The 732-nt window shown below is 64.3% G+C and carries 1 pseudogene; it reads left to right on the forward strand.

What is annotated here, in order from left to right:
• Positions 1-659: pseudogene (locus AC1DT3_RS23220) on the forward strand (hypothetical protein); the annotation flags it as partial.
• Positions 660-732 lie beyond the last annotated feature (73 nt).

The raw sequence follows: 732 nt of genomic DNA on the forward strand, positions 1-732 counted from the left end.
CAGTTGCTCCGGCTCAAGTGAAGGCGGCAGCTTCGGCTCCCGCTTCTACTGCCGCAGCACCCGCAGCACGTTATGTGGAAACGCAAGCCGTCGCCGCCCAGCCCGCTCCCGCAGCGGCCCGTCCTCAGGCGAAGGCTCCCGAGCAACGGCAGGCTCCGGCCTCTCCTGCACCGCGCCGCGAGGAAAGTGTCGCACCGCGCGATGCTGGCGCGGGCGCTCGCAGCGGCTGGTTGTCCGACCTTCTCAATCGCGCTTCACGCGATGAGCGGCCGGAACCCGCACGCACCTCGGGACGGCCGGATCGGTCTCGCGTCAACAGCCTGGAATCGCTGGATTCCATCTCGGTCGATATCGCGCGCATGATCGATCACGATGCGGCGGTCGAATTGTGGGATCGCTACAAGCGTGGAGAAAGCAACGTCTTCACCCGTCGCCTCTACACGATCCAGGGCCAGCAGACCTTCGACGAAATCCGCCGCAAGTATCGTGGCGACGCGGAGTTCAAGCTGACGGTTGATCGCTATGTCGACGAGTTCGAGCGCCTGCTCGCCGAGGTCTCGCGCGACGACCGGGACTCGATGCTGGCCAAGACCTACCTCACGTCCGAGACGGGCAAGGTCTACACCATGCTTGCTCACGCCAGCGGACGCTTCGACTAATCGCAAATTTCTAGCCGAGGAAAACTCAAACGCGGCCCCCGGGCCGCGTTTTTTTATGCGCCCGCGGTTGCAT

Source organism: Microvirga sp. P4_G7, from assembly GCF_056401005.1.